The following is a 299-nucleotide window of genomic DNA, read 5'->3' as shown; positions in this document are numbered from 1 at the left end:
TCACTTGCGCTCCACCACGCTGAAAGATCACGACTCCGCAAAAGAGGCCATCAATCAGGCTCATGCCTATGCGCTGGAGCAGGGCACCTTTGACCAAAAGGTGTTCTATGAGTCGTTTGGGATCTTTGACAACCAGAGCATCGAGAAAAGCCTTGTCAGCGAGAATCCCCTTGTCCGTATCTTTGGCCTTCTGGATCGCAGGCTTGGCAAGCGCCGCCTGCTGGCTTTGGAGGACTCCATGGAGCAGGAACTGGACTGGGTGCGGGCTTTCTATGTGATCCGGTTGCAGGCCGAAGGGC

General features: G+C 55.9%; 1 pseudogene. It reads left to right on the top strand.

What is annotated here, in order from left to right:
- A pseudogene (locus P0G09_RS19025) lies at window positions 1-299 on the top strand (hypothetical protein); the annotation flags it as partial.

It is taken from the genome of Faecalibacterium sp. DFI.5.82 (assembly GCF_029076575.1).
GTDB lineage: Bacteria > Bacillota > Clostridia > Oscillospirales > Ruminococcaceae > Faecalibacterium > Faecalibacterium duncaniae.
The sequence above is the reverse complement of the archived record's forward strand: the minus strand, read 5'-3'. Positions and strand labels throughout refer to the sequence as shown.